Annotated in this window: 16 protein-coding genes and 1 pseudogene; 15 read left to right on the plus strand and 2 right to left on the minus strand. The window is 64.3% G+C overall.

Features of this window, described 5'->3' with window-relative positions; translation table 11 throughout:
- Positions 1 to 78: 78 nt before the first annotated feature.
- The 6 genes and pseudogenes from J2R80_RS19125 (at position 79) to J2R80_RS19150 (ending at position 9794) form a co-directional block, all read left to right on the plus strand.
- A complete protein-coding gene (locus J2R80_RS19125) occupies positions 79 to 492 on the plus strand; it encodes a hypothetical protein (RefSeq protein ID WP_253639131.1) in 414 nt (137 codons plus the stop codon).
- A gap of 270 nt (positions 493 to 762) precedes the next feature.
- Positions 763 to 5095, plus strand: a pseudogene (locus tag J2R80_RS19130) (strawberry notch-like NTP hydrolase domain-containing protein).
- 722 nt (positions 5096 to 5817) lie between these two features.
- A complete protein-coding gene (locus tag J2R80_RS19135; protein ID WP_256528018.1) occupies positions 5818 to 6162 on the plus strand; it encodes a toprim domain-containing protein in 345 nt (114 codons plus the stop codon).
- 331 nt (positions 6163 to 6493) lie between these two features.
- Complete coding sequence (locus J2R80_RS19140) at positions 6494 to 7423, plus strand: DUF2493 domain-containing protein (protein ID WP_253639132.1); 930 nt, start codon at positions 6494 to 6496, stop codon at positions 7421 to 7423.
- 1015 nt (positions 7424 to 8438) lie between these two features.
- The gene (locus J2R80_RS19145; protein WP_253639133.1) at positions 8439 to 8864 is read left to right on the plus strand and encodes a hypothetical protein; all 426 of its coding nucleotides are present in this window, start codon (positions 8439 to 8441) and stop codon (positions 8862 to 8864) included.
- Between the two features lie 606 nt (positions 8865 to 9470).
- Positions 9471 to 9794, plus strand: coding sequence for a DUF736 domain-containing protein (locus tag J2R80_RS19150; protein WP_253639134.1), 324 nt, complete (start codon positions 9471 to 9473; stop codon positions 9792 to 9794).
- 114 nt (positions 9795 to 9908) lie between these two features.
- On the opposite strand, the gene J2R80_RS19155 is transcribed toward J2R80_RS19150, so the two are convergent.
- Both J2R80_RS19155 and J2R80_RS19160 read right to left on the minus strand, forming a co-directional pair.
- Positions 9909 to 10322 (minus strand): hypothetical protein, encoded by a 414-nt coding sequence (locus J2R80_RS19155; protein WP_253639135.1) that lies wholly within the window; start codon positions 10320 to 10322, stop codon positions 9909 to 9911.
- Between the two features lie 155 nt (positions 10323 to 10477).
- Entirely contained in the window at positions 10478 to 10711 is a 234-nt protein-coding gene (locus tag J2R80_RS19160; protein WP_253639136.1) for a helix-turn-helix domain-containing protein, read from the minus strand.
- Between the two features lie 217 nt (positions 10712 to 10928).
- Here J2R80_RS19160 and J2R80_RS19165 point away from each other — a divergent pair, with 217 nt between their 5' ends.
- The 9 genes from J2R80_RS19165 to J2R80_RS19205 all read left to right on the plus strand — a co-directional run bounded on the left by J2R80_RS19165 (position 10929) and on the right by J2R80_RS19205 (position 15612).
- The gene (locus J2R80_RS19165) at positions 10929 to 11192 is read left to right on the plus strand and encodes a DUF2285 domain-containing protein (RefSeq protein WP_253639137.1); all 264 of its coding nucleotides are present in this window, start codon (positions 10929 to 10931) and stop codon (positions 11190 to 11192) included.
- A gap of 134 nt (positions 11193 to 11326) precedes the next feature.
- Positions 11327 to 11536, plus strand: coding sequence for a transcriptional regulator domain-containing protein (locus J2R80_RS19170; protein WP_253639138.1), 210 nt, complete (start codon positions 11327 to 11329; stop codon positions 11534 to 11536).
- A 61-nt stretch (positions 11537 to 11597) separates the two neighbouring features.
- Positions 11598 to 12113, plus strand: a complete 516-nt coding sequence (locus tag J2R80_RS19175) for a DUF2285 domain-containing protein (RefSeq protein WP_253639139.1) — start codon at positions 11598 to 11600, stop codon at positions 12111 to 12113.
- 206 nt (positions 12114 to 12319) lie between these two features.
- Entirely contained in the window at positions 12320 to 12571 is a 252-nt protein-coding gene (locus J2R80_RS19180; protein WP_253639140.1) for an AlpA family transcriptional regulator, read from the plus strand.
- A gap of 13 nt (positions 12572 to 12584) precedes the next feature.
- Positions 12585 to 13670, plus strand: a complete 1086-nt coding sequence (locus J2R80_RS19185) for a replication initiator protein A (protein WP_253639141.1) — start codon at positions 12585 to 12587, stop codon at positions 13668 to 13670.
- On the plus strand, positions 13667 to 14305 hold the full coding sequence (gene parA, locus J2R80_RS19190; protein WP_253639142.1) for a ParA family partition ATPase: 639 nt from the start codon (positions 13667 to 13669) through the stop codon (positions 14303 to 14305). The genes J2R80_RS19185 and parA overlap by 4 nt, the downstream gene beginning before the upstream one ends.
- Positions 14302 to 14565, plus strand: a complete 264-nt coding sequence (locus J2R80_RS19195) for a hypothetical protein (RefSeq protein WP_253639143.1) — start codon at positions 14302 to 14304, stop codon at positions 14563 to 14565. Before parA ends, J2R80_RS19195 begins: the two co-directional genes overlap by 4 nt.
- On the plus strand, positions 14552 to 15070 hold the full coding sequence (locus J2R80_RS19200) for a DUF2840 domain-containing protein (RefSeq protein WP_253639144.1): 519 nt from the start codon (positions 14552 to 14554) through the stop codon (positions 15068 to 15070). The genes J2R80_RS19195 and J2R80_RS19200 overlap by 14 nt, the downstream gene beginning before the upstream one ends.
- The gene (locus tag J2R80_RS19205; RefSeq protein WP_253639145.1) at positions 15067 to 15612 is read left to right on the plus strand and encodes a S26 family signal peptidase; all 546 of its coding nucleotides are present in this window, start codon (positions 15067 to 15069) and stop codon (positions 15610 to 15612) included. The genes J2R80_RS19200 and J2R80_RS19205 overlap by 4 nt, the downstream gene beginning before the upstream one ends.
- Positions 15613 to 15637 lie beyond the last annotated feature (25 nt).

Raw genomic sequence — 15637 nt, forward strand, 5'->3', positions numbered from 1 at the left:
GGCCGTCCCGCGTCTTCGCTGCCAATCCACCCCAAGCCCGGCTTCCGCCGGGCATTTTGCATTAATATGGAGGCTCTCGTGCCCCTCTTCACCATCGAGACGACCTATCGCCTGCCGATCTATCGGCAGCGAACTTACGACGCCGAAACCCTCGACCAAGCCTGCGATCTCGCGATTGCCGACGAGGGCTGGGATGACAACAAGTCGGACGTCGAAAAGTCCGGCGCCACGTTTGTCACGGGCGTCTGGGAAGGCCGCGACGCTGCCTATGTCGGCCGGGCCCTTGCGTTCCCCTCACGTTTTGGCGAGCAGGTCCAACGCAGGGCCGACCATTTCGAGTTGCTGCTCGGTCTGCTCAAGATACTCGCCCACGCCCCGACAGAAGGCTCAGCGGATGTCGAGCTTTGGCGCCGACGGGCGGACGCCGCCATCGCGAAGGCCGAGGCTATTCTCGCGGGTGAAAACGATCCGATCGAGGAAGCTGCGTCATGACGAAATACATCGTCACCGTCGAAGGCGATGCGAGCTACCTCGCCGAAGCGGTCGCCGGCGACGACGGCCGAGCCTGGCCATCTTGGCGGTTTGGACACTGACGAACGCTCTCTGCGCGGCGCGCCGCCAGCCGGTGGGGCGCCGTTTCTCATGTTGGGCACGGCCTTGATGCAGAGAGGGAGAGGGCGGCCGGAACGAGTTTGAGCCGGTGCGGTCCGAGAGAGAGCGCCGTCCGGCTTGCCCGTTCCCGCTCTCCTTAAGGCTCACTTCATGAATGACCTTTCCCCGATCGCGGCCGATCAGGCCGCGCAGATCTCGCCTGATCGCGCTCCCGAGGGCGCCAGCGGCATCATCGCCGCTGCGGAGCAGCTCCTGCCGCATCTCGAGCGTGGTCGACGCATCGACGCCGCAATTCTACGCGCCGCCATGGAAGCAGCCTTCGGCGCTTCCGATGCGACCGGCGCGTGGGATTGGAAGATGGGCTATGATGCCTGTGAAGCGGCCACCGTGCTGTTCCTGCGCAAATACGGAAAAGCGCTTTTCCGCAAAGCGGCTTCTCCGGCTTCACGACTTTCCGCCTTGGACAAGATCGCGGGGCTTCTGCCGACCCACACGCGCCGCTCTGCCGAGAGCGAGGCTTTCCAGCAATTCTCGACGCCGATCCCGCTCGGCCTGGCTGCGTTGACCGCGGCGGCCATTACGCCGGCGGATCGCGTGCTGGAGCCGTCCGCAGGCACCGGGCTGCTTGCCATCCTCGCCGAGATCGCCGGCCGCGCCCTCGTGCTGAACGAACTGGCCGAGACCCGGGCCATGCTGCTCTCTTCCCTCTTTCCGGCCATTTCCGTCACGCGCGTCGACGCGGCCCAAATCGATGATCACCTCGATCCCGCCGTCGTGCCGAGTGTCGTGCTGATGAACCCACCGTTCTCGGCGATGGCGAACGTCTCCGGCCGCATGGCCGACACTGCGTACCGTCACGTCGCCTCGGCTCTGGCGCGTCTCGCCGATGGCGGCAGGCTGGTCACGATATCAGGCGCAAACTTCTCACCCGAAGCCCCAACCTGGCGCGACGCCTTCGCCCGATTGCAGGAACGCGGCCGCGTGGTGTTCACCGCCGCGATCGCCGGCGCGGTCTATGCCAAGCACGGCACCAGGATCGAGACGCGCCTCACCGTCATCGACAAGGCGCCGGCCGATGACCCGAACGCGTTCCCGGAGTCGCCAGGAATGGCGCCCGACGTCGCGACACTGCTCCGTTGGATCGACGAACACGTTCCACCTCGCCTGAGCGTCGCATCAACCGGCGCGCTTCCCATGTCAGCGTCACCGGCGCCGCGGACCGTGCGCAGCTATCTCGCACGGGCCGTCGCACCGTCGGTTAACGCGTCGGTCGCCGATCCCGAAGCCATCGACCTCGCCTATGAGACGATCGATTGGACGCCGCCCGAGTGCACGCATCTCAGCGATGCGATCTACGAGGAATACCGGCTCCAATCGATCCGAATCCCCGGCGCGCAGACGCACCCGACCAAGCTGGTGCAGTCGGCCGCGATGGCCTCGGTCGCGCCGCCGAAGCCAAGCCATCGGCCGCGCCTGCCGGCGAATCTCGTCAGCGACGGCATTCTGTCCGACGCACAACTCGAGACGGTCATCTATGCCGGCGAGGCCCATGGTAACTATCTCGCCGGGGCCTGGACGGTTGACGAGGCCTTCGACCTTGTCACGGCCGCCCGCGACGATGCGCCGAACGCCGTCCGCTTCCGTCGAGGCTTCATGCTCGGCGATGGCACCGGGGCCGGCAAGGGTCGTCAGTCTGCCGGCATCATTCTCGACAACTGGCTGCAGGGCCGGCGCAAGGCGGTCTGGATCTCGAAGTCCGACAAGCTGCTCGAGGACGCTCAGCGTGACTGGTCGGCGCTCGGCATGGAGCGTCTCTTGGTCACGCCGCTCTCGCGTTTCCCTCAAGGGCGCGAGATCCGGTTGGCCGAAGGCGTCCTATTTTTAACCTACGCTACGCTGCGGTCCGACGAGCGCGGCGAAAAGCTTTCGCGCGTCCGCCAGATTGTTCAATGGTTGGGCTCCGACTTCGACGGCGTCATCATTTTCGACGAGAGCCATGCCATGCAGAATGCCGGTGGCGGCAAGGGCGAGCGCGGCGATGTTGCCCCCTCGCAGCAGGGCCGTGCAGGCTTGCGCCTGCAGCACGCGCTGCCCAATGCCCGCGTCGTCTATGTCTCGGCGACGGGCGCCACCACGGTCCACAATCTCGCCTACGCGCAGCGCCTCGGGCTCTGGGGCGGCGAGGACTTCCCGTTCGCCACCCGCGCCGAGTTCGTCGAGGCGATCGAGGACGGCGGCGTCGCGGCGATGGAGGTGCTCTCCCGCGATCTTCGCTCGCTCGGCCTTTACACCGCGCGCTCACTTTCCTACGACGGCGTCGAATACGAGCTCGTCGAGCACCAGCTCACCGACGAGCAGCGGCGCATCTACGACGCCTACGCCGGCGCCTTCAGCGTCATCCACAATCACCTCGACGCGGCAATGCAGGCTGCCAACATCACCGGAGACACCGGCACGCTCAATCGCCAGGCGAAGTCCGCCGCGCGCTCGGCCTTCGAGTCCGCCAAGCAGCGCTTCTTCGGCCATCTGCTCACCAGCATGAAGACGCCGACCCTGGTCCGCTCGATCGAGCGGGACCTGGCCGACGGCCATGCCGCGGTGATTCAGATCGTGTCGACCGGCGAGGCGCTGATGGAGCGAAGGCTCGCCGAGATCCCACCCGAGGAATGGAACGACGTGCGCGTCGACATCACGCCGCGCGAGTATGTGCTGGATTACCTCGCCCATTCCTTCCCGGTGCAGCTCTATGAGCCCTTCACCGACACCGAGGGCAATCTTTCCTCCCGACCTGTCTTCCGCGACGGCCAGCCGGTCGAGAGTCGGGAAGCCGTCGCCCGCCGCAATGAGCTGATCGAGCGCCTCGCGTCGCTTCCGCCTGTTCCCGGCGCACTCGACCAGATCGTGCAGCGTTTCGGCACGGATTTCGTGGCGGAAGTGACCGGACGGTCGCGGCGAGTGGTGCGCAGGGGTGACCGCCTTGCGGTCGAGAACCGGGCCGCTTCCGCCAATCTCGCCGAGACCACCGCCTTCATGGACGACGCAAAGCGCGTGCTTGTCTTCTCGGAGGCTGGCGGCACGGGCCGCAGCTACCACGCCGAACTCTCGGTGCGGAATCGCCGGCTTCGCGTTCATTATTTGCTCGAGCCGGGCTGGAAGGCCGATGCCGCGATCCAGGGTCTCGGTCGAACGAACCGCACCAACCAAGCGCAGCCGCCGCTGTTCCGCCCCATTGCGACCGACGTGAAGGCGGAGAAGCGCTTCCTCTCGACGATCGCGCGCCGCCTCGACACGCTCGGTGCCATCACGCGCGGCCAACGCCAGACCGGCGGCCAGGGTCTGTTCCGGCCCGAGGACAATCTTGAGAGCCATTATGCCCGCGATGCGCTGCGTCAGCTCTATCTGCTGCTCGTGCGCGGCAAGGTGGAAGGCTGCTCGCTCGAGATGTTCGAGGATGCCACGGGCTTGAAGCTCACGGACGCGAACGGCATCAAGGACGAGCTGCCGCCGATCACCACGTTCCTGAACCGGCTGTTGGCGCTGACCATCGATCTGCAAGGTCTGCTGTTCACGGCCTTCGAGCAGTTACTGAACGCCAAGGTCGAGGGGGCCATCGCCAGCGGCGTGTACGACATCGGTCTCGAGACACTGCAGGCCGAGAGCTTCATCGTCACCGACCGCCGCTCGATCTACACGCACCCTGCGACTGGCGCGGAAACCCGGCTGCTCACGATCATCGAACGCCGGCGGAATCACCCCATGACGCTGGATCAAGCGCTCGATTATCTCGCCGATGCCCGCGCGGTGCTACTTGTCAACGAGCGCTCGGGCCGCGCCGCGGTGCAGCTTCCTGCGCCGAGCTTTATGCTCGACGACGGCGAGATCGAACGTCGCGTGCGGCTGATCCGTCCCATGGAGCACCATCATGCTTCGATGCAGATGATGGACGAGAGCCACTGGCAGCCTGCGGATCGCGAGACATTCGCCGCAGCATGGAACGGCGAAGTCGTCGATGTCCCGGAATTCGCCGAGAGCACGCTCCACATCGTCGCCGGCCTGCTGCTGCCGATCTGGAAGCGGCTTCCGAACGACTCGACCCGGGTCTATCGGCTCCAGACCGACGAGGGCGAGCGCATCATCGGTCGCAGGGTCTCGCCAGCCTGGGCCGCGAACGCTTGCGCGACCGAAACCTGCAGCTTGACGCCACAGGAGGCTTTCTCGGCGTTGATGGAGGGGCGCACCGTCCTCGACCTCACCGAGCACCTGCAGCTTCGTCGCGTCCGCGTGATGGGCGCCCATCGCATCGAGCTCACCGGCTTCACCGATGCGATGCCGCGACCGGCTGCGCGCCTTCGGCCTCTTCAGCGAGATCATCTCGTGGAAGCTGCGCATGTTCGTGCCATCAGATGGGACTGGTGTCTCGGTGTTGGCAAAGGTGCTCGACCACTACCCGGTCGCGCGCATCGACGAGCGGAAGGCCGCCTGATGGCCCGCGGAAATGCCTCCGAACTGGCCCGCCGTCTCGCGCGTGACGCCGAGGCGGTGTGCCGCCATTACCTGTCCAACGGAAGGCGCCAAGGTCGCTACTGGATGGTGGGGGACGTCCGCAATACGTCCGGTCGGTCGATGTTCGTCCGGCTCAGCGGACCGGACTCCGGTCCTGGCGCCGCCGGGCATTGGCGAGATGCCGCCTCGGCCGAACATGGCGATCTCCTCGACGTGATCCGCGAGAGTTGCGGTTTCGTGGACTTTCGCGATGTCGCCAATGAGGCGCGACGCTTTCTGAGTCTGCCGCGTCCAGAACCGGAGCCCGAGCCAAATCACCACCGGCCGAGAAAATCGCCCGCGCCCGCCGGATCGCCAGAGGCGGCGCAGCGGCTCTTCAGCATGTCGCGGTCGATCGCAGGCACACTAGTAGAAGCGTATCTCCGCAATCGCGGCATTACGGCTTTGCACGAAACCGGAAGTCTGCGCTTTCACCCACGTTGCTACTACCGGCCCGACGACCACAGCCCGACCGAGACCTGGCCGGCAATGATCGCCGCCGTCACCGATCTCTCCGGCCACCTGACTGGCGCGCATCGCACCTGGCTTGACCCCGATGGCTTCAGCGAGAGGACGCTCGGCAAGGCGATGCTCGACACGCCGAAACGGGCGATGGGCGACCTGCTTGGTCACGCGGTTCGATTTGGCGTAGCTGGTGAAGTCATGGCGGCCGGCGAGGGCATCGAGACGATGCTGTCCCTTCGGCGCGTTCTGCCCACCATGCCGATGGTCGCAGCCCTCTCGGCGGCGCATCTCTCGGCCATCCTTCTCCCGGACACGCTTCGCCGACTCTACATCGCTCGTGACGACGATCCCGCCGGTGACGGCGCCATGGCGACCTTGATCGATCGGACGACGGAGGTCGGGATCGAGGCGATCGTGATCTCGCCCCGGCTTGGCGACTTCAACGAGGACCTTCGCCTGCTCGGATTTGACGCCCTTCGGGCCGCGAGCCGCGTGCAGATCGCGACGCGGGACGTCGCGCGCTTTATGGAGCTGGCGGCATAGCCGAAACGGGATGAGGGGCGATGCGGCTGCTTCGCTACCGCGAGGCCGCCGGTCATGCTTCCCCTCGGCGCCGGAGAGGACCGCCCCCACGGCCTTCTTAAGAGGGCGATCGGGCGGCAAGCGGCCCGGACCGGCAACCTCGTGGGCCGACTATTTTCCGTCGACGGCGGAGCCGCCTTTACATCGCGAGGCAAAATAGTCGGCCCCCCTTCGGTCCTCCGCTCAGGCTCCGGCCCTCCGCTGCGCTGCGGGTGCAATTCCGTTCCGCCTGCCGCCTTCGTCGCCATGAAGGCCGCGATGGGCACGGTCGATCCGACGAGGGAAAACCGCAATGACCACCGACCACGACGACGATTTCGAGCCGCACCACAGCTCTTCCCCGACCGACCAGGTCCTCCAGGAACTTCAGCTCTATGGCTATCGCCCCTTCCACGATGAGCCCGATCCCCGGCGGCTTCCTGAAGCGCGAGTCCTCGCCGGCAGCATCGCCGACATCTTCGATGCCCTCGTGGTGGCGCTGTCCGATACCCGCCTCGAGCCCGACCTCGACGACCTGCTCTGGTCGACGGTGAACGTCTTCCATCGTGCCATCGCCAGGATCGAGCGCGAACTCGACGACAACGAGCTGGCGCAGCAGAGGTCGCAGCGGGAGCAGGACGGCAGCGAGATCAAATCCGTCGAGCTGGAGCGACTGACGGCGGAAGGGCAGACGCTGATCGAGCGACGCAACGCTTGCGAGCTGATGCGTGACCAGGCCGCCGACGAGTTCGAACGCCGCACCCATTCCGCCTGGCGGCCGCGCAACGGGTCGAAGGTCAACCACCGCCATCTGACCTCCGCAATGATCGACAGCCGCGATTTCCTGGCCGCGAAAAAGCGCGCCGACAATCAGGTGCTCGTGCCGCCCGGCCCGAAGGTCGTGCTGATTGGCGGGCTCGACTTCAACGACCACCGGTTGATCTGGGCCAAACTTGACCAGGTGCACGCCAAGCATGCGGACATGGTGCTGCTGCACGGCGGATCGCCCAAGGGCGCCGAACTGATCGCCGCCAAATGGGCCGACAATCGCAAGGTCCCGCAGATCGCCTTCAGGCCCGATTGGACGAAGCATGCGAAGGCCGCGCCGTTCAAGCGCAACGATGCGATGCTGGAGACGCTACCCATCGGCGTGATGCACTTCCCCGGCACCGGCATCCAGGACAACCTCGCCGACAAAGCTAAGAAACTCGGCATTCCGGTCTGGAGGTTTGGCGGCGCATGAGCGCCGCCTTTTGTTCTTCTGTCCTGCGCCTCGTTTCCTCAACGATTGCCCCAGCTTCTCTGGCAAGGCGTCGGCGTTCGTTCATTGGCATCGGGCAATACCGCACAATTTGACGACGTCAGGAACCGCCGCGCATTAACAGATCTATAAGGCCGCCTCAGTTCGCGGCGTCTTTGCGAATTGGTCAAACAAAGTCGGGTACCTCACCCGGTCGCTTTGCTCCCTGTTGGAGTACCGGATTCATAGGGGGACCGGAAAACCTGAACTTTTGGCGCGCTTCGTGCAGGTTCTTACGAGCTAGGATTTTGCCACGCCCCTGTCGGGGCTGGACCAACGCCGCACCTCGCATGTATTTCAAACAGGCGACGTTGTTGTTGGGCGTCCTTTTCGCGAGCGGTTTACGCTTTCGTAGCCACGCGGACACATCAAGAAACAGATGGTCCCCTCCGTCAGCTCGGCGTCAGCCGCCCGCGTTAGGGTTGCGGCGCGCCGGTTCACAGCACGGCGCCAAGCATGCCCTTGCTTGGAAAGCCTCATCAGATGGAAACATCTGGTGAGGCTTTTTGCTTGTCCTAATTTGCCCGTGCGAGCGTCCGAACCAGGACAGCACCCGCGATCGCATCACAAGTGAGGTCGTGATGCCGGTCACTTGATGATCATGCCAAGAGCTTTCGGGCAAAATCCGGGGCAATTAGCGGCCTGTGCGAGTGCATCTAATCTTTCGATTTGCCTTTCCTCACGAACTGATCCGCGGTGGGCAGTTGAAGCCGCGCTCTTAGGTCTCCGAGTTGCCGAATGCACCTGAAGGGTTTCGCGGGAATGTGGATCATGGCTGCGTCCAGATTGTCGATGCGGGTCGAAGGACTTGCAATTCGGATTTGAGTTTCCAACGTCTCATCTCCGTTCGATGCGAATGGCATTTTGACAGCGCCTATTTGCGGCTATACTCACGCTCGCGCCGTGGTGGTGGTGGAAGGCGCGACCGTCAAACCGTTATCTCACGGAGCCCACCACCATGATCATCCTAGGACCGCTACTCGTCATCTTCGGCATCGGTTTCTTCTGCTGGCTGCTGCTCATGCTTGCTGCTTTCGCACTGCCCCTCTTCGTTGGCTTGACGATCGGCGTCTGGGCCTTCCATACCGGCGCCGGCATGTTTGGCGGCATTGCAATGGGCCTCGTGGCGGGCGGTGCGACCTTTGGTGTCGGCCAGCTTGTGCTCGCTCTCGCGCCATGGGCTTGGCTTCGGCTCCTGATCATCCTCCTCTACGTTGCGCCCGCGACCGTCGCCGGTTACAGGGCCACACACGGAATCGCCCTGATGGCGGTGCCTTCACCGATCTGGCAGACTTTATTTGCCGTCGTCGGCGCCATTGCCGTCAGCATCACGGCATTCATGCGCTTCACGGGAATGGCCGCACCCGGACCTGTTGGGCTATGATTGCTGTGACTGATAGCGTCACATCAATTGCGGCGGGACTGGACAAGACCTCCAGCGTACTCGCGCTCCCCATCGTCGAAATTCGAACAAGAGCGGGCTGGCCGTTGAAGCTCCGATCGTCGAGCTTGCGCTCCGGCTTCGTCACGGCGATCATGGAGGCATGGACCAGGCGGTCGTATCTCAAGGATACGGCCGACAATAAATGTGAACGGGCCGCGCGGCCGACGTGTAATCACGACGCCAAATCCGTCCGTTGCTGAAGGGAGAGGGCGCGTGTCACCATCGAACTCAGTTGCCGGCCTCTCGGTGCGGTCGAACTCGCCACATTCTCCTTGACGTCAGTTCTGTAGGCCGAGCGCACCAACGACCTCTTCGATGGATTGATCTGCCCGAAGGACGGCTGACGCCTCGACCGCCTAAGGCGCAACAGCGGCGTCACAACTTTCTTCCCCTGCCGGCTGCGCCGTCATTCCTCGCGCGAGCCAAGAAAGTTGCTCCTTTGCTGTCAGGCCCCTTCGGGGTGCGCCGTCGGTCGCCTCCGGCCTGTCGATCACCATCGAGGCCGCAAGGTGCGGGCTCGGAAAACAGAGATCAAGGAGAACTACCATGGCGACCATCGGCACCTTCAAGAAGACCGGCAACGAACTGACCGGCGAAATCGTGACCCTCTCGCTCCAGGCCAGGAACGTCCGGATCGTCCCCGAAGCCAACCGCTCCGGCGAGAACGCACCGAGCCACCGGGTCTATGTCGGCCGAGTTGAGATCGGGGCCGGCTGGTCCAAGCGCTCCAACGAGGGCCGCGACTATCTGAGCCTCAAGCTCGACGATCCGAGCTTCACCGCTCCGATCTTCGCCAACCTCTTCGACGACGAGGATGGTGAGGGCTTCAGCCTGATCTGGTCCCGCCCCAGCCGCCGCAACGGCGACTGATCCGACCCACGATGCCTCGCCCGGCTGGTCCGGGCGGGGCATCACCCCGCTCGAGAATCGCGAAGGCACCTCGTTCGCCGTCCGGCCGCCAGCAGAGGGCGTAACAGATGCCGGTCAGCGCCCGCGTACCGGTTTGATCGGCCGTCCTTGATGGGCCTCCGCCAGGCTATCGACGATGTCATCCCAGTCGGGACAGATTGCGATGAGTCGGTCTATCACTGTAGGGTCTCGGTCGATCTGGCCGAGCGCCTGAGCGCGCCATTGATCGTTGAAGCTTATGCTCATCAGCCCCAGGCATTCGACGACCGAACTGTGGGGCGGCAAATGCTCCAACGTCGCCGTCACTATGCCCGTCCATTCTTGAATCAGACGCCAGCGCTCCGTCGCGGCGCTGGTGTCCAACTTTTCTTGGAGCAGATCAACTAGTGCGCGGAAGCGAATTGGCCAAGGTTGGGGCCTGAGTTCCGCAACGTAGGCATCCACCACTTCGCGGATGTCGTCTGGCAAGTGCTCGTATAGCGTCGTCATAGCACAGGCTCCGCTCTGCCAACCATCACCCCTTCGGTCCTTCGAACAGAGCAACAACCGTCGGGCCAGAGCAGATTTACGCCCAAAGCCGATCTTCTACCAGGCTTAGGTGATTTCCAACGCGCCGGTGCCGCAGCCTAGCACAAACGTACCTATCATCGACCGCGAGTGGAATGAACCGTCGTCCGCTTAATCAGGTCGCTTGCTTCGACGCCCAGCGCCTTCGCGATCCGACCCAGCACCGTCACGCTGGCCGACACGTCGGCGCGTTCGATTGAGCCGACGTAGCGGACGCTTAGTCCGGCGCTATCGGCCAATTCTTCCTGCGACATCTTCTTCACATGACGGATCCGACGCAGATTGACCGCCATGACCTCCTTGAGATCCATGGCGATAAGGGAACTCACATCGGAACGATCGTTCCAGGAACGATCGTTCCGATTCGTACGACGCAATATTATTCATAGGCTCTGTCTGGGGCCTGTTAGCCGTCTCTGGGGAGCACCGTGATGCAGTCTGCGCATCGCGACGCGGCATTTCGCGGCTTGCCAAGTTCCACGGCAAGTGGATGTCTGACGTTAGTTCGATTTTGAGGGGACGATTGCAATGAACGAATTGCCATTTCAGGACCGGCCGCCACAGACCGACCGTGTGAACGCCTATGATGAGCAACATCTCGCGATCTATGTTCAATTATTGATGGCTGAAGAAGAGGGGGCCGACTGGCGTGAGGTCGTGCAGGTGATCTTCCGTCTCGATCCCGCCCGAGAACCCGAGCGCGCCAAAATCGTCCATGAGAGCCATCTCGCGCGCGCCCAATGGATGACGAAAGCCGGATACCGGCATCTGTTGGATCCGCAAATGCAGTAACCGGGGTCGCCCGTCACACAAATTGTGGCCGTAGGTGATGCAACCTATGGGTCTAGTTTGCCGGGCCGTCTTTCCCGATCGTGGTGTGTCCCTCCTTCGGGAGGACAGAACAAGAAGAAGCAGGAGGACACACCATGCCCACACAGTATTGGCGCTCGCCGGAGACGATTGAGCGCCTGAAGCGGCTCGAGCGTCCGGGCTTCGCGCTTGAGTTCCTGCGCCGCAATGCTGAATATCGCCGCGATTTCGCCCGCACACAGCGGCAGATCGCGCGCGACGGCGTTGATCCCGAGACCGTCCGTTCAAGTCTCGCACGTCGTTGGGGGTTGCGATTTCGCCCATGACCCAGCCTCTCCGGTTGGGCCCGAACCAACCATATGGCTGCCCGAGGCATCACCTGGAACAGTGATCCTGGAACCTGCGCCGTCGGGCTTCAAAACTATCCATTCGATCGATCACAATGCCTTCGGACTGCCGCTCGTCGAGCGGACGGATGTTGACGGTCGCGAACTGGTGATTGCGGACGGATCGGGTGAACTTCATGTCCGCTTGCAAGACGAGCAGGCCGCACGACGTCCTGCTGTGCTTCTGCCGCTTGACGGCATGGCCGAGCTGCGGCTCGACGTCGCGCTATACTTCGTGCGCCATCTTGGCGGCCACGGTCTGGGCCTTCTTCCAGCGGCTCTGCGGCTGACGCCCTTTAAGAAGCGGCGATTGATTCAGCTCCTTCACGCCTTCGACGTGCATGAATCTGGGGGCAGCCCCCGAGACGTCGCAGCGAAGGTGCTCGCCTCCGACCACGCCCAGCGTCGTTCGGTCGAGTGGAAAGATTCGCATGCGCGCCGTGCTGCGAACCGCCTCATCCATGATTCGATCGCCCTGGTCGAGCGCGGCTATCTGAAACTCCTGCGCGGCCTCTGACCGGCCCTTCGATCGCTCCACGCATGCGCCGTGATGACGCTTCCCCGCGCTCCGCTGGTCACGCCCCGGTTCGCCTGGCTGCGACCGTGGGGGGACATGCATCTGCAAGAATTTTCGTCCACCCCCAACGCCTGAACTCTCCGCCACTCTGGCCCCGACATGCCGCGACTTGGCCGCGGCGCTTCGAGGCAAGACGGAGATCTCCCATGCTCGACCGGACCGCGCAGCTCACCACGCGCTACGTGCGCACCCCTGAGGCGGCGCGCCTCCTTGGCCTCTCGCCGCGCACGCTTGAGAAATACCGCTGCCATGGCAACGGCCCGACGTTCCGCAAGCTCGGAGGCCGCGTTGTCTACGCCGTTGGCGATCTAGAAGCCTGGGCAGATCAGGCTGCTTGCAGCTCGACCTCGGATCCTCGCTACGTCGAGGCCCGCGCAGCCGGCCACGCGCATCGCTAAGGCAACGCTTGCCATGCTGACGCGACGCCTCATCACGCCCAGCGAGCGAAGCAAGCTCGATCCGTTCGTTGTCGCCACTGGTGACGCCAGCCCGCGCGATCAGCGCGACCTGATGGAGCGGCCGTTCTTCTCGCTTGCCAAGGCGAGGCGTACCCGGCCGATCCTCTACCAGGCCGGCGATGTACGTGTCGAAGTCTATGCAGTCCCTGAGCACGGTATGGCGACCATTTGGGACGCCGACGTGCTGATTTGGGCGGCGAGCCAGATTGTCGAGGCCGAGAACCTTGGTCTGAAGACCTCGCGCTTCCTGCGCTTCACGCCCTACCAGCTTCTGATCGCGGTCGGCCGACAGACCGGGGCGCGGGATTACAAGCTCTTGAAGGGGGCACTGGCCCGTCTGCAGGCGACCGTCATCCGCACCACCATCCGGCAGGGCGAGCATTGGCGGCGCCACCAATTCTCCTGGATCAATGAATGGGAGGAATGCGCGAGGCGCGACGGTCGCGTGGAAGGCATGGAATTTGTCCTCCCCGACTGGTTCTACCGCGGCGTCATCGATCGCTCCCTCGTCCTTGCAATCGATCCGGCCTACTTCCGCCTGACCGGCGGGATCGAGCGCTGGCTCTACCGCGTCGCGCGCAAGCATGCCGGACGACAGCCACGAGGATGGTTGTTTGAGATCGCGCACCTCCACAAGAAGTCCGGCAGCCTGGTGCGAGCCTCCGATTTCGCGCGGCAGATGCGGCTTATCGCCGCACGCCAACCACTCCCCGGCTACAGCTTGTACGTCGAACGCGAGGGCCGCCGTGAGCTGCTGCGCATTCTGCCGGCGAAGTTGTCCACCGCCCCTGTGGATGGCGCTGTGGACGAGCTCGGGACTTCGCATGCAATCCTTGTCGGGACTCCGCACGCAGCCCCATCGGGACTTCGCACGCATGCATTAGAATCTAACTTAGAGTCTAACCTGGAATCTAACTATTGTAGTGGGCCCGTGCGTCATGCGGATAACGCCGACGCGAGCGCCGAGCCGTCGTCAACCGCGCCCCCAAGCCAACGATCGCTGCCGCTTCTCGATCACAAGGCGGGAGGCAAGCGATGATTGTCGCACTGCTCAACCAGAAAGGCGGCGTCGGCAAGACGACGCTCGCGCTGCACCTCGCCGGCGAATGGGCGCTCCGCGGAAAGCGTGTAACGCTGCTCGATGCCGACCCCCAAGGCTCGGCATTGGACTGGTCGCAGCAGCGGGCGCGGGAGAACCTCTCGCCGCTATTCGGCGTCATTGGCCTTGCGCGGGATACACTCCATCGCGAGGCGCCTGAGATCGCGCGCACTGCCGATCATGTCGTCATTGACGGGCCGCCGCGCGTCGCCCGATTGATACGATCGGCGCTGCTGGCCGCTGACCTGGTGCTGATTCCTGTGCAGCCGTCGCCATTCGACGGCTGGGCGTCGGCGGAGATGCTGGCTTTGCTGCGCGAGGCTCGCATCTACCATCCGAAGCTCGCCGCTCGCTTCGTGCTCAATCGCTGCGATACGCGCACAGGCATCGCCCGCGCGACAGCGGAGACGCTCGCCGATCACGATCCGCCAGTGCTCGCCACCACGATCGGGCAGCGTGTCGTCTTCGCAGACGCCGCGCAGTCGGGTCGGCTTGTCTTCGAGTTTGCCGAGCAGAGCACCGCATCCGGCGAGATAACGGCGCTCGGCGCCGAAGTCGCGAGGCTCGCGCCATGAGCGGGCGCTCCTCCAAGCGCGGCTTCGCGTCGCGACCTGGCGATGCCGAAGGCTGGATCAAGGCCAGCGATGCGTCGCGGCGTCGCACAGATAACACAGCAGCATTGACCGCGCGCCTGACAATCGACGTCTCGCCGGCGCTGCGCGGCCGCATCAAGGTCGCCGCGTTCCAACGCGGCGTCACCGTCGCCGACATGCTGCGCGAATTGCTGGCGCGAGAATTCCCACTGAGACCGGAGAGCCGTCATGAACGACAATGAGGCCTTGCCGCCGCGTGCCGTGCCGCCCTCCCATCGGCGGAGCGTTGCGCTCACCCATGTCGAGCTGACCTGGATCGAGAAGCGAATCGAGCATTGGCTGCGCTTCGGTCGTCGGGTCGAAGAGAAGATCCTCGACCGCCGCCGCAGCGTTTCAAGTTTTGCGCCCGGAAGCATTTTCGGCTTCGTCCGCTGGGCATCGAACGACTACGGTACCGTGGTGTCGCGCATGGACATCGTGCGCGCCGTGGAGGCGGGCCAGCGCTACCAGACGCTGCCATTCGTCCGACCGGGCGGCGAGATACTGCTGCGCGTCGATAGCTGGCCGAAGGTCGAGCGCGTGTTGCAGGCGATCGATGCCATCGAGGCGCTCGCCGTCAATCCGGCCGATGCCGCGCCCGATTACTGGCGGCATCTGCACAACCGTCTCGCCGCCGACCACGTGCCGCGCGCCTACACGCGCGAGCAGCATGTGGCCTGGCTCAAGCGCCGGAGCGTCACGCCATGACCCGCGCTGGTTACGTCCTGCTGACGTACATTGCTGCGCTTGCCACCGCTGGCCTGACGTTCTTTCAGCCTGCGCCGCGCCTGGTTTGGAACGCCACCGCAAGCACCCCGACGGGGCTCTATGCACTACAACCGGTCGGAGAGCTGCATGCCCTTGAACTGGTTCTGGTGCGGCTCCCGGAGCCGATCACGAAATATCTCGCCGATGGCGGGTTTCTTCCGAAAGGCGTGCCGTTGCTGAAGCATGTGATGGCGCTGCCCGGGCAAACCGTGTGCCGGTCCGGCGATGCGATTACCGTCGATGCCGTCGATGTCGGCGCCGCACACGATCGCGACCATCTCGGCCGTCCGCTGCCGCGTTGGAGCGGTTGCACCACCCTTCAGCCGGGTGAGGTCTTTCTCATGAACCCGACGGTCCCGGACAGCCTGGACGGCCGGTATTTCGGCTCACTGCCCGTCAGTTCGATCGTCGCGCGCGCGGTTCCGCTTTGGACCGATGAGGCCGCCGACGGCCGTTTCGTCTGGCGCGCCGCCACCCATTGACCCGCTCCTCAACCCGCTAACCAGG

This window comes from Bradyrhizobium sp. USDA 4541, from assembly GCF_024171085.1.
In the GTDB taxonomy this organism is placed as follows: domain Bacteria; phylum Pseudomonadota; class Alphaproteobacteria; order Rhizobiales; family Xanthobacteraceae; genus Bradyrhizobium; species Bradyrhizobium australafricanum.

Bases quoted from the DNA above. Each gene is read 5' to 3' on its own strand.
- J2R80_RS19135 (WP_256528018.1), top strand. From the start codon at position 5,818: ATGGCGGCCGGCGAGGGCATCGAGACGATGCTGTCCCTTCGGCGCGTT.
- J2R80_RS19140 (WP_253639132.1), top strand. From the start codon at position 6,494: ATGACCACCGACCACGACGACGATTTCGAGCCGCACCACAGCTCTTCC.
- J2R80_RS19145 (WP_253639133.1), top strand. From the start codon at position 8,439: ATGATCATCCTAGGACCGCTACTCGTCATCTTCGGCATCGGTTTCTTC.
- J2R80_RS19150 (WP_253639134.1), top strand. From the start codon at position 9,471: ATGGCGACCATCGGCACCTTCAAGAAGACCGGCAACGAACTGACCGGC.
- J2R80_RS19155 (WP_253639135.1), bottom strand. From the start codon at position 10,322: ATGACGACGCTATACGAGCACTTGCCAGACGACATCCGCGAAGTGGTG.
- J2R80_RS19160 (WP_253639136.1), bottom strand. From the start codon at position 10,711: ATGGATCTCAAGGAGGTCATGGCGGTCAATCTGCGTCGGATCCGTCAT.
- J2R80_RS19165 (WP_253639137.1), top strand. From the start codon at position 10,929: ATGAACGAATTGCCATTTCAGGACCGGCCGCCACAGACCGACCGTGTG.
- J2R80_RS19170 (WP_253639138.1), top strand. From the start codon at position 11,327: ATGCCCACACAGTATTGGCGCTCGCCGGAGACGATTGAGCGCCTGAAG.
- J2R80_RS19180 (WP_253639140.1), top strand. From the start codon at position 12,320: ATGCTCGACCGGACCGCGCAGCTCACCACGCGCTACGTGCGCACCCCT.
- J2R80_RS19185 (WP_253639141.1), top strand. From the start codon at position 12,585: ATGCTGACGCGACGCCTCATCACGCCCAGCGAGCGAAGCAAGCTCGAT.
- parA (WP_253639142.1), top strand. From the start codon at position 13,667: ATGATTGTCGCACTGCTCAACCAGAAAGGCGGCGTCGGCAAGACGACG.
- J2R80_RS19195 (WP_253639143.1), top strand. From the start codon at position 14,302: ATGAGCGGGCGCTCCTCCAAGCGCGGCTTCGCGTCGCGACCTGGCGAT.
- J2R80_RS19200 (WP_253639144.1), top strand. From the start codon at position 14,552: ATGAACGACAATGAGGCCTTGCCGCCGCGTGCCGTGCCGCCCTCCCAT.
- J2R80_RS19205 (WP_253639145.1), top strand. From the start codon at position 15,067: ATGACCCGCGCTGGTTACGTCCTGCTGACGTACATTGCTGCGCTTGCC.